Here is a 25,771-nt window from a genome sequence, read left to right on the forward strand (position 1 = left end):
TTATTGGTTGGCGGCAGCGTCCAGCATCGCGGCAATCGCATCGGCATCGTTCGGGAAACCCGCCGCCACCCAGGCGCGTTCGAACACACCAAGCCGCTTGGCCACCTCCGGCCCCGGCGCCACCCCGCGGGCGATGATATCCTTGCCGGATGCCGGCAGGCGCGGGCGTTGCCAGCCGATCAGCGGCTGTGCAGCGGCGGCATCACCGGCGATCAGCAACCGGTCGACCACAGCCTCGGCACCGTCGCTATAGGCCGACGCCTGGGGCACAGCGCTGGCCGGCGGCTGGACGGCGGCGGTGACGCGCGCGCGTTGCGGGTTGGACAATTTCAACCGTGCTGCAACATCGGCGGCCATCCGCACATCCCCGGCCGGCAACAGCGCCGCCAGCCGCCGTTCCCACGCCGCGGCCACGCCGGCCGCGGCTTCGGCAGCGATGGTGGTGGCCAGCACCGGCAAACGCGCGGCGGACAATTCCGGCAATACCGGGCGGAAAATGCCGGCCGCCAGCATCACGGTCAGGATCGGCAATGGATCGGCCAACGCCAGCAACAGCCGCAACTCCATGGCGATGCGTTCGCGGCTCAGCGCCATCAGATCATTGGCGCGCACCGTGCAGGCACTCAGTCCATCAGCATCGATCACTGCGGCAAACCGCGCCGAAAAGCGGAAAAAGCGCAGGATGCGCAAATGATCCTCGGCAATGCGCTGCAACGGATCGCCGATGAACCGCACCCGCCGCGCCGCCAGATCGGCCAGCCCGCCGGTGTGATCGTGCAGTTCGCCGCCGGGCAAGCCGGCATAGAGCGCGTTGATGGTGAAATCACGCCGCGCGGCGTCTTCGTGCCAATCATCGGTGAAGGCGATCTGCGCATGGCGGCCAAAGCCTTGCACATCGCGGCGCAGCGTGGTCACTTCGGCAACCAGGCCCTCTCTCACCACGGTCACCGTGCCGTGGGCGATGCCGGTCGGCACGGCCTTCAACCCCGCCGCCTTCACCCGGCGCATCACCGCATCGGGCGTCAAGCGTGTCGCCAGATCGATATCGTTGCACGGCAATCCCAGCAACGCATCACGCACCGCGCCGCCGACCAGCCGTGTGGTGCCGTCGCCGGCGTCCAGCGCGGCCAGCAACGCCACGCCGGCAGCCGTCTGGGTCCACGGCTGCGCTGGCAGCCGTGTCGGCAAATCGCCGCTCACAGCCCCTCCAGCCGCCGCGACAGCGCCACGATCATGCCGGCGGTCGCGCCCCAGATCACGTGGCGGTCGTGCTGGATCGTCCAGTAATGCCGTGTCTCGCCCTGCCACTGCCCGCTCTGGCGCACATGATTGCTGGGGTCGAGCGCGTGCGCCAAGGGCACATGAAAGACTTCATCAACCTCATCGGGATGCGCGCGCAACACCAGACCGGGCGGGACCACGCCGACCACCGGCGTGACCAGAAAACCGGTGCCGGTGCGATAGGGATCCAGCGTTCCCAAGATGTTGACCAGGTTGGGCGGCAGCGCCACCTCCTCATGCGCTTCACGCAAGGCCGCCGCGATCAGGGAGGCATCACCGGCATCCAGCCGCCCGCCCGGAAACGCCACCTGGCCGGCGTGGCGCTTCAGATGCATGGTGCGCCGGGTCAGCAGCAATTGCGGGTCGGCCTCTTCACTGATCGCCATCAGCACGGCGGCCGGCATCAGGCCATCGGTTGGCGGCGGCGGGCTGTGCATCAGATCCCAATCGCCATGCGGCTGCGGCGTGAACGGCCGGGCCAGCAGGCTGCGCACCCGATCTAGCGGCATGGGTCTGGCGGCATGAACGGGAAAAAGGCGCCGTTGCTCCACAGGCCCGCCGGCACGCCACCTTCGGCCAGGGCCAGATCAGCCAGCCGATAAAAGGTGGCGCGGTTGACCAACGCCTGCAGGCCACCGCGCACATGCAGATAGGGCCGCGGCGTGCCATCGCCGTTCACGCGCACATCCAGCGCATGATCAGGGCCGCAGGCGATCACTTCGCCGGTATTGAGCCGAAACAGCAATTGCCGCCCCTGCCCTTCACCCATGCTGTCGGCATCGACCGCCAGGAACGGCGCGTCATCCACATCGATGTCGAGCTTTTCGGCCGGGGTCACCAGCACATGGCTCCCGTCGGCCTCGCGGCGCAGAATCGAGGCAAACAGCTTCACCAATTCTGGCCGGCCGATCGGCGTGCCTTCGTGAAACCAGGTGCCATCGGCGGCGATGCGCATGCTGCTGTGGCCGCAATGGCGCGGATGCCATTGTTCCACGGGCAGGCGTTTGCCACTGCCGGCCAGGGCCAGCAGGTCGGCAAAGCGGGTTGCAGGCGATTCGGTGGTCACGCCGCCTTCATTGGGCAAACGCCGGGATCAGGCAACCTTGACGTCGCGCGTTTCGGCTTCCACCCACGCCAGGCGCGACAGGCCTATGGTCGCACCGCGCAGCAGCAGGCGGGCCTGATCGACCGGCCCCGGCAGGTGCCATTCCCGCGTTGCGTCCGCCGTAAAGCCAAAGCGGCCATAAAAGGGCGCATCGCCGATCAGCAGCACCGGCGGTGCGCCGGCTGCATCAATGGCCGCCAGGCTGGCCCGCATCAGTGCCGAGGCAATGCCCTGGCCCTCATGACTGGCGGCAACCGCGACCGGCCCCAGCAGGATCAACGGCCGGATGCGGCCATTGGCACCGCGTACCTGGATTGGCCAGCATTGAACGCTGCCGACCAGCGCGTCGCCGTCTGCCGCCACAAAGGAAAATTGCGACAGCAGATCGGTGCCGTCGCGCAGCCGATAAGCGGTGCGGTTGCGACGTGCCGGGCCAAAGCGCTGATCCAGCAGCGTTTCAATGACAGCAAGATGCTCGGCGCCGAGCGGCAGGATATCGATCAATGGGGAAATCTTTCTGTTGGCAGGACAACGCAAAAGGGCACTGCACCAAACGCGGCGCAGTGTCAGATTCGTCGGTCGTGTCGCAACAGAGTGATCATGCGCGGCTGCATATCAGCCGCCTCGTAATTGTGCAATGGATGCTGATCAGTGCAGGCGGCGATCGAGACCGGCAATGGCCTCTTCGGTCAGCCGGGTCTTCAGATCGGAATCGCTGCGGGCCGCAATGATCGTGGCGGCAGCACGCGTCACCTGGGCGGCAACCTCCGCCTTCAGATCGGCTGCAGCGGCGCGTTCGGCAGCGGCGATACGCGCTTCGGCAGCCGCGGTCCGCCGGGTGATCGCATCGCTGGCGGCAGCCTGGCTGGCGGCAACCAGATCTGCTGCTTCGGTTTCGGCGCGGGCGCGGATCGCCGCGGCATCGGCCACCGCCGCGGCCTGGCGTGCCTTGGCATCGGCCAGCAGCACCTCGGCTTCGGCACGCAGGGCTGCGGCTTCGTCCAGTTGCTTGCGCACGCCAGCGATATGGCCATCCAGCGCGCTGGCAATGCGGGCGGGCACCTTGCCGAGCACCACGGCCAGCACGATGAAGATGGCGACACCGGTGTAAACCCAGCCTTCGGCATCGAGGCCAAGCAGAGTAGCCTCCGCGTGCGGTTCCTCACCGTTGGCCAGAGTCTCAGCAGTGGTTTCGGCGGCTTCCATCATGTCCGTTCCTCAACGGGCCGCCAACGCCGCCGCCACGTCGGCGGGCGTCACGGCAATGCCGGTCAGGCGGGCTACCGCATCACCGGTCAGATCGGCAACCGTGGCTTCCAGGCTGGCACGGGCAGCGGCGCGCGCGGTTTCGAGCCGCGCCGCCGCTGCATCGGCATCGGCATCAAGCTGGGCTGCCAGCGCCTTCAGCCGCACGTCGGCAGCATTTGCTGCGGTGTCGCGTGCCGCAGCCACTTCGGCCTGCGCCGCTGCCTGTGCGGCCTTGATGCTCTCGTCATAGGCGGTGCGGACGGAATCGGCCTGGCCCTTGGCGGCTTCGGCCCGATCGAGATCGCTGGCCACCTGGGTGTCACGCGCGTCGATCACCTTGCCCAACTTGGGCAAGGTGGGCTTCACCACTGCAAAATACAGCAGGGCAAAGATCAGGCCGAACCAGAACAGTTGCGACGCAAAACTGCTGGGATCAAACTGTGGCACGTGCGTTCCCCAGGAAAAAGCGCATCAAGTCAGCGCCCGGCGACAGGCCGGGCGCTGCATCAAGGCTCAACCGAAGGCCAGCGCCAGCGCGACGACGGCGGCGATCAGGCCCAGGGCTTCGGTCACGGCGAAGCCGAAGATCAGGCGGGCGCCCAGCTTGTCGGCAGCGGCCGGGTTGCGCAGCGCACCCTGCAGGAACATGCCGAAGATGATGCCGACGCCGATGGCGGCGAAGCCAGCGCCCATGGCAGCAAGACCAGCACCGATCAGCTTGTAAGCAGCAACAGTTTCCATCGTTCGTCCTTTGATTGTAAGCGGTTGAAAGTTTTAGTGAAGGTTGACGGCGTCGTTCAGATAGATGCTGGCGAGCAACGCAAACACATAGGCCTGCACCACGGCAATCAGCAGTTCCAGCGCGGTGAGCGCGACATTGACGCCCAGCGGAATGATGCCCAGCCCGATGTTGACCGCGCCCAGCGACACGACAAAACCGCCGAACACCTTCATCAGCACGTGACCGGCGGTCATGTTGGCGAACAACCGGATGGCGAGCGTGAAGGGGCGCGACAGGAAGGACAGAAATTCGATCGCGGCCACCAGCGGCGCCACGAACAGCGGCGTGCCTTCGGGCAGGAACAGGCTGAAGAAATGCAGGCCATGGCGGGCAAAACCGACGATCACCACCAGGATGAAGACGATCATCGCCAGCGCAAAGGTCACGGCGATATGGCTGGTCGGCGTGAAGCTGTGCACGAACGGCACCATGCCGAGCAGGTTGCACGCCAGCACGAACACAAACAGCGCGAAGATCAGCGGGGCGTAGCGCAAGCCATCCTTGCCGACATTTTCACGCAGCATGTCGCGGATGAAATCATACATCAACTCAACCGCCGCCTGCATGCGACCCGGCACCAGTTGCGGGCGCGCGGTACCGATGAACAGGAACGCCGCCACCGAGATCAGGGCGATCAGCATCCACAGCGACGAGTTGGTGAACGACAGATCAACCCCGCCCACCGCGAGGGGAGCGATCGTTTCGATCTTGAACTGTTCCATCGGATTGGCCACGGCCGTTCAGTCCTTATCCCGTTCCCGGTCTTCAAATTTTCGCTGCCGGCGCAACGACTGGTAAAGCCCGGTCGCAAAGCCCAGCAACAGCATCAGGATCAGCCCCCAGGGGCCCGTACCCACCTGCCGGTCGATGAACCAGCCGATGAAACCGCCGGCCAGCATGGCACCGATGAATTCGGATGCCGCCTGAAACCCGCTGTTTTCGTTCGCCTTTGCACCGTCCTTCGCGTTCGATTCTGCCGCCCGTGCCGCAGCGATGCGGCGCGCGAGGCTGTCCCCGTCGGCTGGTTGGTCGGCCAAGGTGAAAATCCCTGTCGTCAAACCTGTTTTCGCCTGCCGGATATGACAGGCGGCCCCGCCGGCATTGCCGTCAAGACTTGGCGCGCGTCCTAGAGGGGCAGGCCATGGGTGTCAACCATGCTGCACTGCACACTTGGGCCCGGATCATACCGCTGCGACCAGTTTCTCGGCAGTTTGCAGATCGACGCTGACGAGCTGGCTGACCCCCGGTTCGGCCATGGTCACGCCGAACAGCCGGTGCATGCGGCTCATGGTGACGGCATTGTGGGTGACAATCAGGAATCGCGTGGCCGTTTGCGTCGCCATGCGGTCGAGCAGATCGCAAAAACGTTCGACATTGGCATCGTCAAGCGGCGCATCGACTTCATCGAGCACACAGATCGGCGCCGGATTGGCGAGGAACAGCGCGAAGATCAGCGCCGTGGCCGTCAACGCCTGTTCACCGCCAGACAAGAGGGTGAGCGATTGCAGGCGTTTTCCGGGGGGTTGCGCCATGATTTCGAGGCCGGCCTCCAGCGGATCGTCGGATTCGATCAGCGCCAGCCGCGCCTCACCGCCGCCGAACAGATCGCTGAACAGGGTGCGGAAATGCGCGTCCACCGCTTCAAAGGCGGCCTGCAACCGCTGCCGGCCCTCGCGATTGAGGCTGCCGATCGAGCCGCGCAGGCGGGCGATGGCGGTATCGAGTTCAGCTTTCTCGCTGGCGGTCAGCTTTGCCTGCTCTTCCAGCTCCTTGAGCTCGATATCGGCACGCAGATTGACCGGGCCGAGGCGTTCACGTTCGGCGGTCAGGGTGTCGAGGGCTTCGGCGAGGGCAGCGGGATCGCCGGGTTCGACGGCAAAGCCGAAGCGGCCGGGCAGCAGCGGCGGCGGGCATTGGAAACGGTCGCCGCACAGCCGTTCGATATCGGTGCGGGCGGTGTCCTGATGTTCGGCTTCGGCACGCAGCGTGGCGCGCAGCTCGCGCGCTTCGGCGGTTTCGGCGTCCGCAGTGCGCAACCGCGACGTGATGCTGTTCATGGCATTTTCGGCGCTGGCCAGCGTGTCGGCGGCGGCGGCGCGGGCGGTGTCTGCCGCCATGGTGCGGTCGGCAAGGCCGGCCAGATCGGCGGCAATGGCGCGGCTGCGGGCGGCGAGCCCGGCCTGTTCCTCTTGTGCATCCGTGCGGCGGCGGGCCAGTTCATCGCGCTGGCCGGCGCTGGCCGCCAACCGGCGCTGCCAATCGGCCTGTTCGCCGGCAAGCGCCTGGCGGCGGCGTGCGGCGGCATCGGCATCGCGATCCTGCGCGGAAAGCATGGCCGCAACCTGGGCCAATCTGTCCCGTGCGCGGTCATTCGTGGCGCGGGCCTGGGCCACCGTCTGAGCAAGCTGGGCCACAATATCCGAAGCGGGCACCGCAGCCGCGGCAGCAGCGGATTCGGCCGCGAACCGCTCCGCATCAGCCGCGGCGCGGGTGGCGGCGCTGTGCAGAGTCGCGGATTCGCCGGCGGCGCGGGCAGCAGCGGTTTGCGCGGCAGCAAGTTTGGCGCGGGCTTCAGCCAGAGCACGGGCGGCTGCGTCGCGCGCCTGTCTTGCGGTGCGTTCGGCGGCAGCAGCAGCGGCGCTTACGGCGTCGGCGGTGCGCTGGCTGGCGGCGGCGGTTTCGACGGCGGCGGCGGCGGCGCTGCGTTCGGCCTCAAGCTCGGCGGCGCGGCGGCGGGCGCGCAGGCGGGCGGCGGCGGCATCGGTGCGGGCCCCAGAACCGTTGGCCCCATCCACCAGCCCATCCCAGCGCCAGAGTTGCCCGCTGCGGCTGACCAGGCGTTGGCCGGGGCGCAGCGCCGCGAGCAGTTCGGGCGATGGCGGACCATCGATCACGCCGATCTGCGCCAGACGGCGGGCGAGTTCGGGCGGGGCCTGCACCTGGGGGGCCAGCGGCACGCAACCGGCGGGCAGCGCCGGATCGTCCTTTGCCGGTGCGGCGCCAGCCCAGCGGCGCGGGCTGGCTGATTCGGCCGGGCCAGCCTCCATATCTTCGCCCAGCGCGGCAGCGAGCGCGGCCTCATAACCGGCGGCCGGAATCAGCCGGTCGGCGACGCGCGGGCCTTTGCTGGAGTCGGCAGCGAGTCGCCGGGCCAGCGCCTGGGCTTCGGCCTCCAGCCCGGCCAGGGTGGCGCGGGCAGCGGAAACGGCGGCGGCGGCTTCGGCGCGGGTCGTCTCTGCGGCCGGGCGGGCGCTTTCGGCTTCGGCGACACCGGTTTCGCAGGCCGCAACATCGGCGGCGGTCGCGGCGACGGCGGCCTGCAAGGGCGCCAGATCGGGCGCGGGCGCCAGCCGGGCAAGGCGCTGGGCGAGATCGGCGGCTTCGTTACGCGCGCGGGCGGCGCGAGCGGCAGCAGCAGTGGCCGCATCGGCGGCGGCGCGCACTGCACCGGCGGCCGCAGCGTGGGCGGCCATGGCTTCGGCCAGCGCAGATTCGGCGGCGGTTGCCGCTGCCTTGGCCGCGGCAGCTTGCGCTTCGACGCTGGGCCGCGCCGCTGCCAGTTCGGCCAGCCGTTCCGCCAGCGCGGCAGCTTCGGCGGCCAACCGCGCCTGGGCCGCGGCGGCATCATCGGCCAAGGCCGCCTCACGCAGTGCATCGCGATCGATGCTGGCCAGCGCGGCGGCCAGCGCGGTTTCGCGGCGGGCGATTTCCTGGGCTTCAGCCTCCAGCAGGGCGCGGCGCTGGCGCAGCGCCTGTACGGTGGCGGCGGCTTCGGCTTCGGCCTGGCGCAGCGCCGGCAGCGCAGCGCTGGCGTCGATGGCTTCGGCGGAAAGTGCCGCCGCCAGCCTGGTCTTTTCCGCCGCCAGCGTTTCGGCCGCCACCGCCGCAGTGCGTGCCTGCTCGCTCGCGGCCACTGCGCCGTGCCAGCGCGCGTGGATCAGCATCGCCTCGCCGTGGCGGATGCGATCCGACAGGCTGCGATAACGCTCGGCGGTGCGGGCCTGGCGACGCAGCGTATTGGCCTGGGTTTCCAGGCCCCGGATCACATCGTCCAGCCGCAGCACATTGGCTTCGGCGGCGCGCAGGCGAATCTCGGCTTCGCGGCGGCGCACGGCCAGGCCCGCGATGCCGGCGGCTTCCTCCAGCAACTGGCGGCGTTCGGCCGGCTTGGCGGCGATGATGGCGCTGATGCGGCCCTGGCCGACGATGGCGGGGCTGTGCGCGCCGGTGGCCGAATCGGCAAACAACAGCCGCACATCCTGGGCACGCGCATCGCGCCCGTTCAGCCGGTAATCGGACCCGGCCCCGCGTTCGATCCGGCGCAGCACTTCCACTTCCTCGCCGGCGCTGCCGGCCAGTTGCAGCGTCACGCTGGCAAATTCGCGGGCCGGGCGCGCGGCAGTGCCGGCGAAGATCACATCGTCCATGCCGCCCGATCGCATGGACTTGGGGCTGGCTTCGCCCATCACCCAGCGCAAGGCTTCGAGCAGATTGGATTTGCCGCAGCCGTTGGGACCGACAACCCCGGTCAGCCCCGGCTCGATCAACAGATCAACCGGTTCGACGAACGACTTGAAGCCGGCAAGGCGAAGGCGCCGAAATTCCAAGCGATTACCGCAGCGCGGTCTGCAACTTGGCTTCCAGATCGGGCCAGGCGAACACGCCTTCCTGCACGGTGCCGTTGATGATGAAGCTGGGCGTGCCGGTCAGCTTATATTCGTTCACCGCCTGGTTGCGCAGATCATTCACCGCCTTGGCCTGCGCCGGGTCGCTGAGGCACTGATCGAACTTGGCGCGCGGAATGCCGCGCAGTTTCACATAATCGGCCAGCCCGCCCAGCTCGGCCATGCGGGCCACCGCCTGATCTTCGGGCAGCTTGCCAAGCATCTCCTGATCGGCCTTGCTGATCTTGCCGAACGGTTCGGTCCAGCCCATTTGATCGGCGTAAAAGGCATCGAGCAGGCCGAAAAAGGCGCTCGGCCCCTGGCAGCGCGCCAGCACGGTGGCAGCGAAATCCGGGCCGTTGAGCACGAAGTTGCGATATTCATAACTCACGTTGCCGCTGGCGACATATTTGTTCTTGATGGTCGCGGCCGCAGCCTCGTGGAATTCGCGGCAGTGCGGGCAGGTGAGCGACGCGAATTCCACCAGCTTCACCTTGGCGTCGGGGTTGCCCATGCGGAAACCGCCTTCGGGCGTGGCGACGATGGTTTCTTCCCAAGCCTGGCCAGCCGGCGCGGAAATGGCGGTGGGCAGCGGGGCGTTGGGGTCGCTCGCGGCCGGTTTGCTGTCGTTGCAGGCGGTGAGTGCGAGCGGCAGCGCGGCAAGCAGGATGAGGTGGCGCATCAATTGGTCCTTGTGGTGGCAGATTTCACAGCGGTGGCGAGCAACGGCTCGAGCGCCGCCCAGTCGAACACGTCGGTCTGCATCTTGCCGTTGATCAGGAAGCTGGGTGTGCCGGCGAGACTGTGGGTTTCGACGGCGTCCTTGCGGATGGCCAGCAGCTTGTCCATGCCCGGCTTGGCAGCGATGCAGGCATCATAGCGGGCGCGCGGCACGCCGGCGGCGGCGGCAAATTCCGGCAATTTGCCAAGCTCGGCCATGCGCGGACCTTGCGCATCCTGCGGCAGGCCGGCGATGCTGGCCTGATCGGCCGGCGTGATCGCCTGGAATGGCTGCACGAGCTCAGCCTGGCGGGCATAGGTGCGGTTGACGAAGCCCCAGGCCTGACCGGCCGGCAGGCACTGCATGACGAGGCCAGCCATCAGATCGATACCGTTCAGGCTGAACGGGCGATATTCGTAACTTACGCGGCCTGTGGCGAGATATTTGGCCTTGATGACCGGCAGGCCGGTTTCGTGAAACGCCTTGCAATGCGGGCAGGTGAGGCTGCCAAATTCCACGATCTTCACCGCGGCAGCGGGATTGCCGAGCAGCACGCCGCCTTGCGGGGTGAGGGCGATGCGTGTCTCCCATGCCGGCGAAGCGGCGGGGCGGGCGGGCGGCCTGGGCTGCGCGAACAGCGGACTGGCCAGCAACATTGTTGCAGACAGGGCGGCAGCGATGATGGAAAGGGCGCGGCGGTACATCCCCCCTGTTTAGCGCGGTGCGGAGGGAGCGCAAAGCCCCCCCTGGGGCTGGGCTGTTTCGGGGTGGCATGGGTGCGCCAACAACCAGAGCGAGTCATGTTGAAACAAGGACAGCAGTTAGCGTATCTTGGGTGGCCCGCTGCTCTGCGCCAGTGCTTCCGCGAGCGATTGCAGCGTCGCGCGCAATTCGGGATCGGCGATGTCGCGCAGGGTGGAGCGGGTGGCGTCGGCAAGCGGTGGCGCCGGGCCGGGGAGCGGTTGCGGCGCCGCGGTCATGGCGCCGGCGGCCTGTTCCAGCACGATGCGGGCGACAGCGCCATAGCCCAGGATGCGGTTGGCGCGTTCGATGATCTGCGGTTCGACATGGCGCAGCATCGGGGCGAGTGCGCCGGTGGCGGCGATGGCCAGGGTGCCGCCTTCCTTCTTGCCGACGGGAAATTTCAGCCGCAGCGGGCGGCAGTGGCGGGCATATTGCTCGCCGACGATTTCGGTCCAGCGATCGACGAGCGCGCGCTGGGTGAAGCCGAAGCGCTTGAAGGCCTGGCCGCCGACATCACTGACCAGATCGGCAATGGCGCGCGCGCGGTTGGCCCGCGCCGGAGGCGCAGACCTGGGTTTTGCCGCCGAGAGGGCCGACTCGGCGGCTTTTGCACGCGGCTTATTGGCGGGTTTGGGGGGCGTTTCCGGCATCGCGCGTCCATGCCATAGACGCTGCGTGACGGATAGCTGGCCCCTCCTGTTGATCGACTGGTATCGCGCCCATGCGCGGGTGCTGCCGTGGCGCAATCCGCCCGGCGCGGCGCTGCCGGATGCTGCGGATTGGCCGTATCGCGTCTGGTTGTCGGAGGTGATGCTGCAGCAGACAACCGTTGAGGCGGTAACGCCCTATTTCCGCGCCTTCACGGCGCGCTGGCCCAATGTTGCGGCGTTGGCGGCGGCGGATGATGCACAGGTGATGCAAGCCTGGGCGGGGCTCGGCTATTATGCGCGGGCGCGCAATCTGCTGGCCTGCGCGCGCGCCGTGGTGGCGCAGCATGGCGGGCGCTTTCCGGGCACGGAGGCCGAATTGCGCGCCCTGCCCGGCATCGGCGATTACACGGCGGCGGCGGTGGCGGCGTTCGGCTTTGGCCGCGACGCCGTGGTGATCGATGGCAATATCGAGCGGTTGACGACGCGGCTGTTCGGCATCGTCACCCCCCTGCCCGCGGCGCGCGGCGCGATTCGCGATGCCCTGGGCGCAGTGCTGCCGGTGGCCCAAGCCGGGGATTTCGCGCAAGCGATGATGGATCTGGCGCGGCGCGTGTGCACGCCGCGCAATCCCCAGTGCCTGCTGTGCCCGATTGCGGCGGCGTGTGCGGCGCGCAGCGCGGGCAATGCGGAAGATTTTCCGGTGAAGCCGGCGAAGCGCGCACGGCCAACGCGGCAGGGGACGGCGTGGTGGATCGAGGTGGATAAGCATGTGCTGACCGTGCAGCGGCCGGCGAAGGGCTTGCTGGGCGGGATGCGGGCGTTGCCGAGCTGTGACTGGAAGGGTTTGGGTGCGCAGCCACCGCTGCCGGGTGACTGGCGGCTGCTCGGCGCGGTGCAGCATGGCTTCACCCATTTCGAGCTGGAGTTGCGGGTACAGGCGCTATGGCTGCCCGAGCGCTCATTGCTGCAGCCGGCGATTGCTGGCGCCGATTGGGTGCCGGTGGCCGAAATTGCCAGCGCCGGGCTGCCGACGCTGTTTGCCAAGGCGGCGGCGCTGGGGCAAACCGCAATCAGGGGGGAACTGGCGGCATGACGATATTCCTTGATGTGCCGGCGACCGGCTTCACCGGCAATCGGCTGGACCGCGCCGACGAGGTGCGCCGCGATCCGGCCGCGGTGATTGGCTTGCGCGGACGATCCGATGCGCGCTGGCTGGTGATGGACCGGCTGAACCCCGTGGTGCGGCCGGGCGACACGCCATCGTTGTTGTGGGCGTACCGGTCCGATGTGCCGCATGATGCGCTGTCGGTGTTTCTGGGGATGGATGGGGATGCCCCGCGCTTTGCCGCCGTGGCGCCCAGCGAGGAACTGGTGGCGGATTTCGGCGGGCAATTGCTGGATGCCCGCGCCGCCGGGTCGCTGCTGCCGGCGCATGAAGCGGCGATCGTGGCGCAGGCGCGATCGATGCTGGATTGGCACCAGCGCCACGGCTATTGCGCGGTGTGCGGCGCGCCGACCACGCTGATCAAGGCCGGCTATGCGCGCAGTTGCGGCGCCTGCAAGGCCGAGCATTTTCCGCGCGTCGATCCGGTGGTGATCATGCTGGCGGTGAAAGACGATCATGCGCTGATCGGGCGGCAGCCACGCTTTCCCAAACGCTTCCTGTCGGCGCTGGCCGGCTTCGTCGAGCCGGGCGAGAGCCTGGAAGAAGCGGTGCGGCGCGAATTGTGGGAGGAGGCCGGGATCACCTGCGGCCGCGTGCAATATCTCGCCAGCCAGCCGTGGCCATTCCCCTCCAGCCTGATGATCGCGGCCTTTGCCGAAAGCGACGGGTTCGAGGTGCGGCTGGACCAGGACGAGCTGGAGGAGGTGCGCTGGGTGACCAGGGACGAAGTGCGCGCCGCACTGGCCGGGGACGGCGATTTTCTGGCGCCGCCGCCGATGGCGATCGCGCATACATTGCTGAAATCATGGGTCGAGGGCTGACGCCAAGGCGCTGACGGGCGCCCGATAGCGACATTTTGTCTTGCCGACCTGCCGCACCGTGAGCGGTGGGGCAATCGACGTATGTTTCAGCTTTGTAACAATCCACATATTTCAATAGATCACGCCGAATTGATGCATGTGTCAGGGGGACTGACACTGTGTAAACCAGCTTTCGCAAAGAAACGCGGCTGATCCCTTGGGAGTTCGCCTGGCATGGCATTGTAGGGGAACGGACAATGATGAACTTTTTTGCTGGACGTGTTAGCCATGCTGTGGCCGGCGCGATGTTGATGACTGTGGCTGCTGCAACGGCTTTGCCTGCACATGCCCAGGAGAAGCGTGAAGCGACTTATACGGTCGCGCTGAATCAGGATAATTTCTTTGGTTTCTACCCGACGTTCAACGGGCTGATACCGGTGAACGAGAAGGTCGATTTCAGCTTCTATGGCACGTTCTGGACGCGTCCGGCGTTTGGCATCGCCGGCACCGGCGACAATCTGTGGACCGAATTCGGGGTGGGCGCTGCCTTTCGCCCCAATGACGAACTGATCATCAAGCCGCAGATCGGCCTGACCAGCGGTTCGTTGCTGTCTGGCGGGGCGCGCGGTGCGGCCGGTGCCCGCGGCGGGGCCTTTGGCGATGGCATCGTGCCCAGCCTGACCATCAATTACAGCGGCGACCAGTTCGAAGCCGAATATTATGGCGGCTATTATGCGGCCTTGCGCAATCGCAACAATACCAGTGGGTTGGATTTCCTGCACACCTGGGTGAACATCGGGTACAAGGCATCGAGCGTGGTGTCGTTCGGCCCGCATTACGAATTGCTGTCCAACACCCGCAACCCCGGCGGCCGCGCCAACAAGGTCTATGAATGGCTGGGCGCCTATGTGCAGTTCACCCTGCCCAAGGGCTTTTTCGCGCGCTTCACCGCCGGCGCCGATCTGGACAAGGATAATACCGGCGATTTCTACAAGATGAGCGTGGGCATGAGCTTCTGACGCAGCAGGATCGGGGGCGCAGCCAGATCGGTTGCGCCCCTTTTGCGTTTCAGGCCGCCACCAGGCCCGTCACCAGCGCCGTCGCTTCTTCGGGCGGCATCGGTTTGCCGAACAGGAACCCCTGCACCTGCGTGCAGCCCAGATCGCGGCACAGTTCGAACGCCTCGCGGGTTTCGGTGCCCTCGGCGGTTGTCTTCATGTCCAGGCTGGCGGCCATGCGGACGATGGCATGGATGATGGCGCTGGCTTCGTCGCCCATCACCAGGGCGCGCGCAACGAAGCTGCGATCGATCTTGATGCGGCTGAAGCTGGCCTTTTGCAGTGTGCCCAGCGCCGAATAGCCGGTGCCGAAATCATCCAGCGCGAAATTGATGCCCAGTGCCGTCAGTTGTTTCAGCACGCCGACCACAGCCGGTTTATCAGCGAGGAACAGGCTTTCGGTGATTTCCAACTCCAGGCGCTCGGCCGGAACGCCGTGGCGGCGCAGCGCGCGGGATATGCGGCCGGGCAGTTCGGGATCCTCCATCTGCATCGCCGACAGATTGACCGCGATGCGGATATGGCTGGGCCAGCGCGCCGCCCAGGCCAGGGCCTGGTCGATCACCCAATGACCGATTGGCACGATCAGCCCGGTATCCTCGGCCAATGGGATGAAGCGCAGCGGCGAAATCGCGCCCAGGTCCGGGTGATTCCAGCGCAGCAACGCTTCAAATCCGGTGATGCGTTCGTCGACCGCATCGACCACCGGCTGGAAGGCCAGCGCCAGTTGCCCGCGTTCCAGCGCCAGCGCCAGTTCGCCTTCCAGGCGGCGGCGCTCGGCAGCGGCCTCGGCCATGTCGGGGGCAAAGCGCATGGCGGCACCGCGGCCGCCTTCCTTGATGCGATACAGCGCCAGATCGGCCGCCTTCAGCAGCGCTTCGGGACTGTTGCCATCGTCCGGCGCCAACGCCCAGCCCACCGATGCGCCGACCACGACAGCGCCGATGCGGCCTTCCTCGCCCAGCGGGAAGGGGCGTGCCAGATCCTTGACGATGCGCTGCGCCAGTTTTTCGGCGCGTTCACCGCCGCCATCGGGAATCAGCACGGCAAATTCGTCACCGCCCAACCGCGCGATGGTTGCGGTCCCCTTCACCAGCGCCTGCAGCCGCTGCGCAACCTGGCGCAGCAGCAGATCGCCGGCAGCATGGCCAAAGCCATCATTCACCGCCTTGAAACGATCGAGATCGACGAACAGCAGCGCCGCCGGCCGGCCCGACAGGGTGGCACGATCGACGACATCCTCAAGCTGTTCACGGAACAGGCTGCGGTTGGCCAGCCCGGTGAGCGGATCGAAGCGCGCGAGCTGCGCGATGCGTTCCTGGCTGCGGCGCACGTCGGTCACGTCACGGCCGACGCCGCGAAACCCACTGAACAGGCCGGTGGCATCATGTTTGGGCGTGCCCGACAGCGCCCACCAGCGCAGATCGCGCCCCAGCGGCACCGGCACCACCAGATCGCGGAACGGCTGGCGGGCGCGAATGGCATGGGCCAGCGCCGTCATGGTGGCACCGCCCTGTGCCGGATCGAGCAGCGCCAGCAGCGGCTGCCCCAGCAGATCGCTGCGCCGGCGCCGCGCCACATCGGCGAAGCGCGTCGTCACGTGGGTCAGCCGCCCATCTGCATCCAGTTCCAGCAGCCAATCCGACCCATTGGCTTCATATTCATTCAGCAGCAGCCGCACGACCTCGCCCTGATCCGACAATTCGGCTTCACTGCGCAGCCGCGCCATGGTGTGGTAGGTGGTCATCACCGCGCTGCGCATGATGATCAGCGCAAAACTGGCCATGCCCAGAAACACCAGCGGGCGATCGAGCGGCGCGCCGGCCGGGATGGCATACACCAGGCCACCCGCCGTGATGGCACACAGCGCGATGGTGCCAGCCGGCAGCACCATAGCGGCATGGCCGGCACCGCCAAGAAACAACAGGGACATCAGCATCAGCACGCTTTGATCACTGGCCGGCAAGGCGGGGAGCAAGGTGGCGATCAGGCCGGCCCAGAAAAACGCCAGCGCGGTGATCTCGCCGGTCACTTTCCAGAAGCGCGCACGGCTGGCCGGCGGCGCCTTGTCAGCGCGGCGCGTGCGAACCGATCGCACCGTCCAGATCAGGCACATGCCAGCCATGCCCGCCAGCCACGGCGCCAGCGCCACAAAGGGCGCCGCACTGCCGAAATTGGCGATCACCGCCACCATGTTGACCGCCAGCAGCGACACGTTGAACGGCACATGGCGTTTCAGCTGTTCAAGCTGCACCCCACGCACATCCGCCCAGAAACCGACCGCGTCCTGGGCAAAACCCAGCACCTGCCGCCAGCCGACATCATGCGCGAACAGCGCTGGCGGCTTCAGCATTGCGGTCATGCCTGTCTCCTCCGTTGGCCGGCTTTCGGCTGCAAGGGCTGAAACGGCCATAATTGCAGGCCGTTGAGTCCTGTTGGCGCACCACGCGCAAATCGGCTTGGCAGGCGGGCGTTTGTTCCATACTTGTTCACGGATGCTGCCTGTCTTGTCTTCCGATTCCCCCTCGCCTGGTGAGCCGCCGTGGCTGACCGGGCTGAATGCGCCGCAGCGTGAAGCCGTCACCACGACCGAAGGCCCGGTGCTGATTCTGGCCGGCGCCGGCACCGGCAAGACCAAGGCACTGACCGCGCGGCTGGCGCACATCCTGTTCAACCGGCTGGCATTTCCCAGCCAGGTGCTGGCCGTCACCTTCACCAACAAGGCGGCGCGGGAGATGCGCCACCGCACCGAATTGCTGCTGGGGCCGATGGCCGAAGGCCTGCCGTGGCTGGGCACGTTTCACGCGCTGTCGGCCAAGATGCTGCGCCGCAATGCAGGCCTGGTGGGCCTGACGGCGGATTTCACCATCCTGGACACCGACGATCAGTTGCGCCTGCTGAAACAGGTGATTGCCGAAGCCAATATCGACGACAAGCGTTGGCCGGCCAAGCAGCTCGCCAGCCTGATCGACCGCTGGAAGAACAAGGGGCTGGGGCCGGATATGGTGCCGGCCGGTGAAAGCCTGTCCTATGGCGATGGCCAGGGGGCGAAACTCTATGCGCGCTATCAGCAGCGGCTGGCCGGGCTGAATGCCTGCGATTTCGGCGATCTGCTTCTGCACATGCTGACGATCTTTCGCACGCAGCCCGATGTGCTCGCCGAATGGCAGCGGCGGTTCCGCTATGTGATGGTGGACGAATATCAGGACACCAACAGCGCCCAGCACCAGTGGCTGACCGCGCTGGTCGGCCCGCACCGCAATATCGCCTGCGTGGGCGATGATGATCAGTCGATCTATAGTTGGCGCGGCGCCGAGGTAAGCAATATCCTGCAGTTCGACCGCGATTTCCCCGGCGCGAAGATGATCCGGCTGGAACAGAATTATCGATCGACGCCGCACATTTTGGGCGCCGCCAACGCGCTGATCGCCAACAACCGCGGCCGGCTGGGCAAGGCATTGTTCACCGCCCATGCCAGCGGTGAGCAGGTGCAGGTGACCAGCGTGTGGGACGGGCCCGAAGAGGCAAGGCTGGTCGGCGACGAGGCCGAGAAGCTGGCGCGCGAAGGCGTGTCGTTGAACGACATGGCGATATTGGTGCGCGCGCAGTTCCAGACGCGCCTGTTCGAAGACCGCTTCATTTCCATCGGCTTGCCCTATCGCATCGTTGGCGGTTTCCGATTTTATGAGCGCGCCGAAATCCGCGATGCGCTGGCCTATCTGCGGCTGGTAGCGCAGCCGGATGATGCATTGGCGTTCGAGCGGATCGTGAATCTGCCCAAGCGCGGGCTGGGCGACAAGGCGATGGCGACGATGCACGGCGCGGCGCGCGCCATGGATGTGTCCCTGCCGCGGGCGGCGCTGGCGCTGTGTGAGGCGGACGGGCTGACCCCGGCGGCGCGGCGGACACTCAAGGCGTTTTTCGCCGATCTGGCGCATTGGCGTGAACAGGCCGGCAATGTCGGCCATGCCGAGCTCGCCGAGATGGTGCTGGAGGAATCCGGCTATGTCGCCATGTGGCAGGCCGAAAGATCCACTGACGCCGATGGGCGCATCGATAACCTGAAGGAACTGGTGCGCGCGATGGGCGATTATCCGTCGCTGACCAGCTTCCTCGAACATGTCGCGCTGGTGATGGACAATGAAAGCGCCGCCGACGGCGAGAAGATCACCATCATGACGCTGCACGCCGCCAAGGGGCTGGAATTCGACCAGGTGTTCCTGCCCGGCTGGGAGGAAGGCGTGTTCCCCAGCCAGCGATCGATGGACGAAGGCGGCACTGCCGCGCTGGAGGAGGAACGCCGGCTGGCGTACGTGGGCATCACCCGCGCCCGCAAACGCGCCCACATCATCAACGCCGCCAACCGGCAGGTCTATGGCCAATGGACCGCCGCCCTGCCCAGCCGCTTCATCGCCGAATTGCCGGAAGGGCATGTCGAGACGCGATCCACCCTGTCCGGCGGCCCCAGCCTGTGGCGCGCGGCGCTGGAAGGCGGCGACCCATTCGCCGACGTGCAGCGCGGCGGCGACAGGAGCATTGGGCGCGGGCCAGGCTGGGACCGCGCCAAGAGCCAGACCGGCTGGGCCACTGGCAGCGCAAGTGGTGGCGGGCGCGATTTCGGCCCGCGCACCAGCACCCCACCACGCGAGCAAAGCTGGCGCGAAGCGCGGGTGAGCGCGGTGTCACTCGCCGCCACGCCTGCGATCCGCCGCGGCACCAAGGTATTCCACGCCAAGTTCGGCGAAGGCGTGGTGTTTCATGTGGATGGCAACAAACTGGAAATCGACTTCCCGGCGGCAGGGCGCAAGCGGGTGCTGGATAGTTTTGTGTCGGTGGTGGCGTAGGAAGGCAGCGGGGGCAGAAGAATTTCGCAATTACGCCTGTGGTGCGAGTTCCGCGCTACGGCTCACGCCGACGGCCACGAACGCGCGTCCATGGGCAACCTGCCATCCGGATCATGCCCCGCGAGGCTGTCGACACCGGTCAGATTGCTGCCGAACACGACGAGGTTCGTGCCGCCCGGATGTTGGGTGGATGGGAACAGCAGCCCGGTACATCCGGCCCTGATCACCGCGTCACCGAGCAGCCAGGATGGCGGGATCCGTTTCTCCACACGCGCGACCCAGCGACAGATAGAGCGCCGGCACGCCGGGCCGATTGAAGCGGCCGCCGTGCAGCGCCGCCCCGGCGCCGCTGAGGGGGGCGTGCGACCATCGCGGGGTCAGGTAGCGGTGAAAGACGGCGTTTGGCCGGAGGCGGGTCAACTTCAACCGGTGGCCCCGTTCGACAACTCCTCCAGATGCACGAGCACGGCGTCGGTGTGGCCATCAGCCACCAGTTCGGCGGCAGTTCTCCGCCTCAACGTCGCGATGGGTTCGTTCATGAACCAATAGACCGCCCGGTCGGTATCGCCGGTGAGTTCGGCCGCGGCGGTGATCACCCGTACCATGTCGCGCAAACGATCCTGCAGCCGTTCCGAGGCCGGGTTGCGCATGGTGTTGCGATGGACGCCGATGATATCGGCCAAACGGCTGAACTGGACGCCGAGCACATCCGCCACGCGGCGCGGCGAGATATGCGGCGTGTGCGGTTCCTGAAGACTGGCAACAAAGCCGGACAACAGGCGCTGCGCATGAGCGTCAGGATGGGCAAGTGTCGCCATGGCGTGGTCCTTTCATAGCATGCACAATATATGCACATTGCGCGCACATGCAAGGCTGCGCCGCCCGCCCTTTACCCCCGCGGCGGCAGGCGTTCGGCGGTGAGGATCGCGGTGATGCCGCGCATGATGCCGGGGGTGGCGAACAGCAGCCCGACCGCAGCCAGCGCCAGGCTTTCGGGCAGCGACCAGTGCAGATAATCCTGGGCGAAGAAAAACGCGCCGACGACGACAAAGGCGTTGAACCCGCCAGCCGCTGACAGCACCAGCGCCACCAGCGCCCAGGGCCAGCCGAAGCGATCGGCCCAGCCGGTCCAGGCCACCAGCATCAGCGCCACACCGACGCTGGCCAGCGCGATCAGCAACACGAAGCCGGGCAGGCGGCGCAGCATGTTCATGACCATCAGGGTTACCACAAAGCCGGGACGGTTCAAATTCGCCGCCGTCGCGCATATTGGCATTGAAGCCTTGCATTTCGCTTTCTATGCCGAAGCGTGTTCACGCTCCCCGCTCCGCTGCAAATCCGTGATTATCGCGCCTTCTGGGTGTCGCGGTTTCTGGCGACCGTGGCCGGTATGATGCTGGTGATCGTGATCGGCTGGCAGGTATATGATCTCGCCCGCGCCACGATGAGCCGGGATGATGCGGCGTTCCTGCTCGGCATGATCGGGCTGGCGCAGTTTCTGCCCTTGTTTTGCCTGGCGCTGGTGGTCGGCGTGATCGCGGACCGGATGGACCGGCGGTACATCGCGCGCGCGGCGGTGGCGCTGGAGATCATGTGCGCCGCCGTGTTGGGCGGGCTGGCGCTGCGAGGGGACGTGCCGTTGGTGGCGCTGTTCGTGGTAGCGGCGCTGCTGGGGGTGGCGCGCGCCTTTCAGGGGCCATCGATGGCAGCGCTGGCGCCCAATCTGGTGCCGCGGCCGCTGCTGCCGCAGGCCATCGCACTGAACAGCATCAGTTGGCAGAGCGGCGCGGTGATCGGTCCGCCGTTGGGCGCGTATCTTTATGCCGTATCGCCGGCGACGCCCTATCTGGTGGCGGCGGTGCTGTTTTCCGCGACCTTTGTGTGCCTGATGATCATCCGGCCGGTGCCGCTGCCGCCGCCCTCCGTGCTGACGCCGTGGCGCAGCCTGAAGGAGGGGATTAGCTATGTGCGCCACAACCGGGTGGTGCTCGGCGCGATCAGCCTCGATCTGTTTGCGGTGCTGCTCGGCGGGGCAACGGCGATGCTGCCGGTCTATGCGCGCGATGTGCTGATGGTGGGCGTGGAGGGGCTTGGCCCCTTGCGCGCCGCGCCAGCGGTGGGGGCGGCGATCACCGCGCTGATCCTGGCCACACGGCCATTGCGGCGCCATGTCGGCCCGGTGATGTTTGCCTGCGTGGCGGTGTTCGGCGTGGCCACCGTGGTGTTTGGCCTTTCCACCAGTTTCCCGCTGTCGATCGCGGCGCTGGTGGTGCTCGGTGCCGCCGACATGATGAGCGTGTTCGTGCGCGGCAGCCTGATCCAGCTCCACACGCCCGACGACATGCGCGGGCGGGTGTCGAGCGTGTCGGGGCTGTTCATTTCGGCGAGCAACGAATTGGGCGAACTCGAATCCGGGCTGGCGGCACGCTATATCGGGGCGGTGCCGGCGGTGGTGGCCGGCGGCATCGGCGCGGTGATCGTGACCTTGCTGTGGGCATGGCGCTTTCCGGAACTGCGCAAAGCCGACCGGTTCGATGTGCCGGTGCCCAAGCCGGCCTGAACAAGCCCCAAGATTTGCAGCGTTGGCGCGGCGGGTGTCGCGGCTTAGGGTATTGCGACAACAAGCAAGAAGGTGCCCGCGATGAAGGCCAATTCGATCCTGGATACCATCGGCAACACGCCGCATGTGCGCATGGCGCGGCTGTTCCCGGATGCGGACGTGTGGATCAAATCCGAACGCAGCAACCCCGGCGGCTCCATCAAGGATCGCATCGGCCTGGCGATGATCGAGGCGGCCGAAGCCGATGGCCAGTTGCGGCCCGGCGGCATCATCGTGGAGCCGACCAGCGGCAACACCGGCATTGGCCTGGCCATGGCGGCAGCCGTGAAAGGCTATAAGCTGATCCTGGTGATGCCCGAATCGATGTCGATCGAGCGGCGGCGGCTGATGCTGGCCTATGGCGCGACCTTCGATCTGACCCCGCGCGAAAAGGGCATGAACGGCGCGATTGCCCGCGCTGCCGAGATCGTGGCGACCACGCCGGGCGCCTGGATGCCGCAACAGTTTGAAAACCCCGCCAATATCGACGTGCATGTGCGCACCACCGCCGAGGAAATCTTTGCCGATTTCGCCGACACGCCGATCGATGCGATCATCACCGGCGTCGGCACCGGCGGCCATATCAGCGGCGTGGCGCGCGTGTTGAAGCCGCGTTGGCCGGGGCTGAAGATCTTTGGCGTGGAACCGGCGGCCAGCCCGGTGATCAGCGGCGGCAGCCCGGCGCCGCACCCCATTCAAGGCATCGGCGCGGGCTTCATTCCGAAGAATCTGGATGTGCCGTTGCTCGATGGCGTTGTGCAGGTGGAAGCCGCCGCCGCCAAGGCCTGGGCGCTGCGTTCGGCGGCGGAGGAAGGCTTGCTGGTGGGGATTTCGTCCGGCGCGACGCTGGCCGCCATCGCCATCAAGCTGAAGGAATTGCCGGCGGGCAGCCGCGTGCTCGGCTTCAATTACGATACCGGCGAACGTTATTTGTCGGTGCCGGAGTTCCTGCCGGGCGGTTGAACTACACCCGCGCCTTGTTTTCGCGCTGCTCGGCCTGAAAGGCTTTCCACGGGTTGAGCTTCACGGCAGCGCCGTCTGCGGCGACGCGCCGGAGTTGCTGATAATACCAGGCCTGGGCGGCGAAGCCGTTGAGGGTGCGGATAAGCTTTATGGGTGATTTCGGGCCGAGCCAGCCCGGCCCGATGCGCAGATTTTCTTCAAAGCGCGGCAGTTCCTCGGTGGCGCCGGCCAGAAGATCGGCGACACAGGCCGGTTCGGCACAAAGCGGCCGGCCGACGCCGATCAGGCTGATGCCGCTGGCCACCGCATCCTCCATGGCGGCCAGGGTGCGGAAGCCGCCCGTCACCATCAGTGGCGGCGATTTTGCCGCCAGCAGCGCTTTTGCGAGTTGGACGAAATAGGCTTCGCGTGCCCGGGTGGAGCTTTGTTTGGGTTCCTCGCGTGGGGTGAGGCCGTCCATGTCCATCATCGCCGGCTGTTCATAGGTGCCGCCCGACAGTTCCAGGCAATCGACGCCAAGGTCTGCCAGCCAGCCGGTGACGGTCAGGCAATCGTCGAAGGCGAAACCGCCCTTCTGGAAATCGGCGCTGTTGAGTTTGACGGCGACGGTGAAATCATTGCCCACCGCGGCGCGCACGGCCTTCACGGTCTCCAGCAGGAACCGCGCACGATTTTCCAGGCTGCCGCCCCAGGCATCGGTACGCACATTGGCGAGCGGCGACAGGAACTGGCTGAGCAGATAGCCGTGCGCGGCGTGGATCTGCACGCCGCCGAAGCCGGCCTCACGCGCGACGGTGGCGGTGTGGGCGAAGCGGTCGATCAGGTCGAGGGTCTCGCGTTCCGTCAGCGGCACCGGCGTGCCGAACTGGCCACCGGGCAGCGCCAGCGCAACGGCGCTGGGGGCTTTCGGGTGCGGATTGACCTGCTTCTGCGTCTGGCGGCCGGCGTGGCTGATCTGCACCCAGGCCTGGGTGCCATTCTCGGTGGCAGCGGCGGCCCAGCGCGCCCAGGCGGCCTTTGCGTCGGGCGACAGCGGGCCATCGACGATGACATTGCCGGGCCGTTCAAGATGCTGGCGGTCGATCTGGACATTGCCGGTGAGCAGCAGACCGCAGCCGCCGTGCGACCAGCGGCGGTAGAGGGCTTCGTGGGCGGCGCATGGCAGGCCGTCCTTGCTGGCCAGCCCTTCGGTCATCGCCGCCTTGGCGATGCGGTTGGCAAGGCGCTGGCCATTTGGGAGGGTGAAGGGGGTGGCGACTGAGGGTGCGGGGGACATGGCAGCAGGGTGCCGTGGTGGGGCGGTGGGCGCAAGCGACCTTAGCTCCCCTCCCCTTTAGGGGAGGGGTTGGGGGTGGGGAATGTACATCGAAGGACTGCGCTTGGTGGCACGGGGGGGGGGCCCCCCCCCCCCCCCCCCCCCCGGGGGGGGGGGGGGGGGGGGGGGCCCCAAGAGTGGTTGCGGAAACGAGCAACGGCAATCAACAGGCGAAATTACGTCCTCGTGCCGTGGCCCCACCCCCAGCCCCTCCCCTGAAGGGGAGGGGAGCAGAAGGGTCAAACCCAACCTTCCAGCACAATATCCGGCGGTCGATGCCCATCCATCCACACGCGGATGTTGGTGATCACTTTCTCGCCCATCGCCTGGCGGCCTTCGAACGTCGCGCTGCCCATGTGCGGCAGCAGCACCACGCCGGGCAGATCCAGCAGGCGCGGATCGACCGATGGTTCATGTTCGAACACGTCCAGCCCGGCGCCGGCGATCGTGCCGCGTTCCAGCGCCTCGCACAGGGCATTTTCATCGACGATCTCGCCGCGCGCCGCGTTGATCAGATAGGCGCTTTTCTGCATCAGCGCGAAACGGCGCGCGTCGATCAGGTGATGCGTGTCGGGCGTGTGCGGGCAGTTGATGGTGATGATGTCCACCCGCGCCAGCATGGCATCGAGATCGGCCCACCAGGTCGCTTCCATCTCGGCCTCCGCACTGGCCGGCAGGCGGGTGCGGTTGTGATAATGCACGGTCAGGCCAAAGGCCCGCGCGCGGCGTGCCACCGCGCTGCCGATGCGGCCCATGCCGATGATGCCCAGCCGCTTGCCGGTGATGCGGTGGCCGAGCATGCCGGTGGGCGCCCAGCCCTGCCATTCGCCGCCGCGCACCAGCTTCTCGCCCTCGCCCAGCCGGCGCGGGACGGACAGGATCAGCGCCATCACCATGTCGGCGGTGTCGTCGGTCAGCACGCCCGGCGTGTTGGTCACCGTCACCTTGGCGCCGCGCGCCGCGTGCAGATCGAGATGATCGACGCCGACGCCGAAATTGGCGCAGAGTTTCAGGCGGCCACCCTCGCTGCCAGCCGCAAACACCGCAGCATCCAGCGTGTCGGTGACGGTCGGCACCAGCACATCGCAGCGCCGCGCGGCCTCGGCCATCTGTTCCTGGCTGAACGGCGTATCGGTGAGGTTCAGTTCGACATCGAACAATTCGGCCATGCGGGTTTCCACGGCCTGCGGCAGGCGGCGGGTGACGATGACCTTGGGGCGCGGCGTATTCGGCATGGTTCCGGTCCGAAATCTGAAGGCTCTGGATGCGTGCGAAGGCTTGCGCGGCAACGGCCGAACGGTCAAGAGGAAGCCATGCTGCGCCTCTTGCTTGTGGCCGCTTTGCTGGCCCCCATCCTGTTGATGAACGCCACCGCTCCGGCCGTTGCCACCGAATTCGCCGATGGCACCACCGATCTGCCGAAACCGCGCTTTGTGTCGATCAAGCGCGGCCAGGCAATGATGCGCACCGGCCCCGGCGAGCGTTTCCCGATCAAATGGGAATATCGCCGCGCCGGCCTGCCACTGGAAATCCTGAAGGAATATGAAATCTGGCGCCAGGTGCGCGATCCCGATGGCGAGATCGGCTGGATGAACAAGGCGCTGCTGACCGGGCAGCGCACCGGCATGATCAAGGAACAGGTGCGGCTGCTGTATGTGGCGCCGGACGTGAACAGCCGCATCGCCTGGCGCATCGCACCGGGCGCGGTGGTGACGATCACCCTGTGCGAAGACATGTGGTGCCGGATCAGCAAGGACGGCAAATCCGGCTATATATTGCGCGGCCAGATGTGGGGCACCTATGCCCGCGAGAAGATCGAAGGCTAGTTTTTCA

At 66.9% G+C, this 25,771-nt stretch carries 27 protein-coding genes; 7 read left to right on the plus strand and 20 right to left on the minus strand.

Annotated elements, in window-relative coordinates; translation table 11 throughout:
* The 13 genes from ACTIEZ_RS10545 to ACTIEZ_RS10605 form a co-directional block, all read right to left on the minus strand.
* Nucleotides 1-1,200, minus strand: a complete 1,200-nt coding sequence (locus ACTIEZ_RS10545; RefSeq protein ID WP_439546635.1) for a CCA tRNA nucleotidyltransferase — start codon at nucleotides 1,198-1,200, stop codon at nucleotides 1-3.
* Complete coding sequence (locus ACTIEZ_RS10550) at nucleotides 1,197-1,790, minus strand: CoA pyrophosphatase (RefSeq protein ID WP_439546636.1); 594 nt, start codon at nucleotides 1,788-1,790, stop codon at nucleotides 1,197-1,199. The genes ACTIEZ_RS10545 and ACTIEZ_RS10550 overlap by 4 nt, the downstream gene beginning before the upstream one ends.
* A complete protein-coding gene (locus ACTIEZ_RS10555; protein ID WP_439546637.1) occupies nucleotides 1,781-2,347 on the minus strand; it encodes a DUF1285 domain-containing protein in 567 nt (188 codons plus the stop codon). The genes ACTIEZ_RS10550 and ACTIEZ_RS10555 overlap by 10 nt, the downstream gene beginning before the upstream one ends.
* A 27-nt stretch (nucleotides 2,348-2,374) precedes the next feature.
* Nucleotides 2,375-2,890: a GNAT family N-acetyltransferase gene (locus ACTIEZ_RS10560; RefSeq protein ID WP_439546638.1), complete on the minus strand. Its 516-nt coding sequence runs from the start codon at nucleotides 2,888-2,890 to the stop codon at nucleotides 2,375-2,377.
* Between the two features lie 144 nt (nucleotides 2,891-3,034).
* Entirely contained in the window at nucleotides 3,035-3,595 is a 561-nt protein-coding gene (locus ACTIEZ_RS10565; RefSeq protein ID WP_439546639.1) for a F0F1 ATP synthase subunit B family protein, read from the minus strand.
* 9 nt (nucleotides 3,596-3,604) lie between these two features.
* Nucleotides 3,605-4,081, minus strand: coding sequence for a F0F1 ATP synthase subunit B family protein (locus ACTIEZ_RS10570; RefSeq protein ID WP_439546640.1), 477 nt, complete (start codon nucleotides 4,079-4,081; stop codon nucleotides 3,605-3,607).
* 66 nt (nucleotides 4,082-4,147) lie between these two features.
* Entirely contained in the window at nucleotides 4,148-4,375 is a 228-nt protein-coding gene (locus ACTIEZ_RS10575; protein ID WP_017668976.1) for a hypothetical protein, read from the minus strand.
* A gap of 33 nt (nucleotides 4,376-4,408) precedes the next feature.
* A complete protein-coding gene (locus tag ACTIEZ_RS10580) occupies nucleotides 4,409-5,137 on the minus strand; it encodes a F0F1 ATP synthase subunit A (RefSeq protein WP_439546724.1) in 729 nt (242 codons plus the stop codon).
* A gap of 18 nt (nucleotides 5,138-5,155) precedes the next feature.
* A complete protein-coding gene (locus tag ACTIEZ_RS10585) occupies nucleotides 5,156-5,452 on the minus strand; it encodes an AtpZ/AtpI family protein (protein WP_439546641.1) in 297 nt (98 codons plus the stop codon).
* Between the two features lie 144 nt (nucleotides 5,453-5,596).
* Complete coding sequence (locus ACTIEZ_RS10590) at nucleotides 5,597-9,022, minus strand: chromosome segregation SMC family protein (RefSeq protein ID WP_439546642.1); 3,426 nt, start codon at nucleotides 9,020-9,022, stop codon at nucleotides 5,597-5,599.
* A 4-nt stretch (nucleotides 9,023-9,026) separates the two neighbouring features.
* Nucleotides 9,027-9,761 (minus strand): thioredoxin domain-containing protein, encoded by a 735-nt coding sequence (locus ACTIEZ_RS10595; RefSeq protein ID WP_439546643.1) that lies wholly within the window; start codon nucleotides 9,759-9,761, stop codon nucleotides 9,027-9,029.
* Nucleotides 9,761-10,504: a thioredoxin domain-containing protein gene (locus tag ACTIEZ_RS10600; protein WP_439546644.1), complete on the minus strand. Its 744-nt coding sequence runs from the start codon at nucleotides 10,502-10,504 to the stop codon at nucleotides 9,761-9,763. Before ACTIEZ_RS10600 ends, ACTIEZ_RS10595 begins: the two co-directional genes overlap by 1 nt.
* Before the next feature lie 117 nt (nucleotides 10,505-10,621).
* Nucleotides 10,622-11,194, minus strand: coding sequence for a DUF721 domain-containing protein (locus ACTIEZ_RS10605; protein ID WP_439546645.1), 573 nt, complete (start codon nucleotides 11,192-11,194; stop codon nucleotides 10,622-10,624).
* 25 nt (nucleotides 11,195-11,219) lie between these two features.
* On the opposite strand from ACTIEZ_RS10605, the gene ACTIEZ_RS10610 reads away from it, so the two are divergent.
* The 3 genes from ACTIEZ_RS10610 (at nucleotide 11,220) to ACTIEZ_RS10620 (ending at nucleotide 14,178) form a co-directional block, all read left to right on the plus strand.
* The gene (locus ACTIEZ_RS10610; RefSeq protein ID WP_439546646.1) at nucleotides 11,220-12,287 is read left to right on the plus strand and encodes an A/G-specific adenine glycosylase; all 1,068 of its coding nucleotides are present in this window, start codon (nucleotides 11,220-11,222) and stop codon (nucleotides 12,285-12,287) included.
* Nucleotides 12,284-13,180 (plus strand): NAD(+) diphosphatase, encoded by an 897-nt coding sequence (gene nudC / locus ACTIEZ_RS10615; protein ID WP_439546647.1) that lies wholly within the window; start codon nucleotides 12,284-12,286, stop codon nucleotides 13,178-13,180. The genes ACTIEZ_RS10610 and nudC overlap by 4 nt, the downstream gene beginning before the upstream one ends.
* Nucleotides 13,181-13,464: 284 nt before the next feature.
* A complete protein-coding gene (locus ACTIEZ_RS10620; protein WP_439546648.1) occupies nucleotides 13,465-14,178 on the plus strand; it encodes a DUF6733 family protein in 714 nt (237 codons plus the stop codon).
* A 49-nt stretch (nucleotides 14,179-14,227) separates the two neighbouring features.
* Here the strand turns inward: ACTIEZ_RS10620 and ACTIEZ_RS10625 are convergent, their stop codons facing one another.
* Nucleotides 14,228-16,579, minus strand: a complete 2,352-nt coding sequence (locus tag ACTIEZ_RS10625) for a putative bifunctional diguanylate cyclase/phosphodiesterase (RefSeq protein WP_439546649.1) — start codon at nucleotides 16,577-16,579, stop codon at nucleotides 14,228-14,230.
* Nucleotides 16,580-16,712: 133 nt separating this feature from the next.
* Here ACTIEZ_RS10625 and ACTIEZ_RS10630 point away from each other — a divergent pair, with 133 nt between their 5' ends.
* Nucleotides 16,713-19,061, plus strand: a complete 2,349-nt coding sequence (locus ACTIEZ_RS10630; RefSeq protein ID WP_439546650.1) for an ATP-dependent helicase — start codon at nucleotides 16,713-16,715, stop codon at nucleotides 19,059-19,061.
* 62 nt (nucleotides 19,062-19,123) lie between these two features.
* Here the strand turns inward: ACTIEZ_RS10630 and ACTIEZ_RS10635 are convergent, their stop codons facing one another.
* The 4 genes from ACTIEZ_RS10635 to ACTIEZ_RS10650 form a co-directional block, all read right to left on the minus strand.
* Nucleotides 19,124-19,330, minus strand: coding sequence for an RES family NAD+ phosphorylase (locus ACTIEZ_RS10635; protein WP_439546651.1), 207 nt, complete (start codon nucleotides 19,328-19,330; stop codon nucleotides 19,124-19,126).
* A complete protein-coding gene (locus ACTIEZ_RS10640; RefSeq protein ID WP_439546652.1) occupies nucleotides 19,293-19,487 on the minus strand; it encodes an RES domain-containing protein in 195 nt (64 codons plus the stop codon). Before ACTIEZ_RS10640 ends, ACTIEZ_RS10635 begins: the two co-directional genes overlap by 38 nt.
* Nucleotides 19,484-19,879, minus strand: coding sequence for an antitoxin Xre/MbcA/ParS toxin-binding domain-containing protein (locus tag ACTIEZ_RS10645; protein ID WP_439546653.1), 396 nt, complete (start codon nucleotides 19,877-19,879; stop codon nucleotides 19,484-19,486). Before ACTIEZ_RS10645 ends, ACTIEZ_RS10640 begins: the two co-directional genes overlap by 4 nt.
* A 71-nt stretch (nucleotides 19,880-19,950) precedes the next feature.
* Nucleotides 19,951-20,274: a hypothetical protein gene (locus ACTIEZ_RS10650; protein WP_439546654.1), complete on the minus strand. Its 324-nt coding sequence runs from the start codon at nucleotides 20,272-20,274 to the stop codon at nucleotides 19,951-19,953.
* 96 nt (nucleotides 20,275-20,370) lie between these two features.
* Here ACTIEZ_RS10650 and ACTIEZ_RS10655 point away from each other — a divergent pair, with 96 nt between their 5' ends.
* Nucleotides 20,371-21,621 carry an MFS transporter gene (locus ACTIEZ_RS10655; protein WP_439546655.1) on the plus strand — a complete coding sequence of 417 codons (1,251 nt, stop codon included), beginning with the start codon at nucleotides 20,371-20,373 and terminating at the stop codon, nucleotides 21,619-21,621.
* A gap of 81 nt (nucleotides 21,622-21,702) precedes the next feature.
* The gene (gene cysK, locus ACTIEZ_RS10660) at nucleotides 21,703-22,623 is read left to right on the plus strand and encodes a cysteine synthase A (protein ID WP_439546656.1); all 921 of its coding nucleotides are present in this window, start codon (nucleotides 21,703-21,705) and stop codon (nucleotides 22,621-22,623) included.
* Between the two features lies 1 nt (nucleotide 22,624).
* On the opposite strand, the gene ACTIEZ_RS10665 is transcribed toward cysK, so the two are convergent.
* Together ACTIEZ_RS10665 and ACTIEZ_RS10670 are read right to left on the minus strand one after the other, a co-directional pair.
* Nucleotides 22,625-23,899: an NADH:flavin oxidoreductase/NADH oxidase family protein gene (locus ACTIEZ_RS10665; RefSeq protein ID WP_439546657.1), complete on the minus strand. Its 1,275-nt coding sequence runs from the start codon at nucleotides 23,897-23,899 to the stop codon at nucleotides 22,625-22,627.
* Nucleotides 23,900-24,177: 278 nt separating this feature from the next.
* Entirely contained in the window at nucleotides 24,178-25,173 is a 996-nt protein-coding gene (locus tag ACTIEZ_RS10670; protein ID WP_439546658.1) for a 2-hydroxyacid dehydrogenase, read from the minus strand.
* Between the two features lie 78 nt (nucleotides 25,174-25,251).
* On the opposite strand from ACTIEZ_RS10670, the gene ACTIEZ_RS10675 reads away from it, so the two are divergent.
* Nucleotides 25,252-25,764 (plus strand): SH3 domain-containing protein, encoded by a 513-nt coding sequence (locus ACTIEZ_RS10675; protein ID WP_439546659.1) that lies wholly within the window; start codon nucleotides 25,252-25,254, stop codon nucleotides 25,762-25,764.
* The last annotated feature ends 7 nt before the right edge of the window (nucleotides 25,765-25,771 follow it).

Source organism: Sandarakinorhabdus sp., assembly GCF_051860625.1.
GTDB lineage: Bacteria > Pseudomonadota > Alphaproteobacteria > Sphingomonadales > Sphingomonadaceae > Sandarakinorhabdus.